Below are 272 nucleotides of genomic sequence, written 5' to 3' on the forward strand. Positions count from 1 at the left end.
CGGAGCTTTTCCGGAACATCCTCAAGCTGGGGCGCCTGATCGTCCTCCTGTGAGAGTCCGGCAACCTGTGCCGTCCCGGTCTTTCCTGCAACCTTGAAGGGCAGGCCGGTCGCAACCTGCTTCGCGGTGCCGTGCCGGCCATGGACCACGGCGAGCATGGAGTCGTGAATGGTGTTCCAGTGGTGCCGGTTGCGCAGGGAAATTGGTGGCAGCGGCCGCGCCGGCTCTTCAATGACCACATCTTCGCGGCTGCGCGTTTTGATCAGCTTGGG

Annotated in this window: 1 protein-coding gene; it reads right to left on the reverse strand. The window is 63.6% G+C overall.

Annotated elements, in window-relative coordinates; all coding sequences use genetic code 11:
• The coding region (locus tag ACZ2IA_RS23000; protein WP_470294904.1) for a penicillin-binding transpeptidase domain-containing protein at positions 1-272 on the reverse strand (272 nt) is incomplete at both ends.

The organism is Crenobacter sp. CS_VA4 (assembly GCF_055597485.1).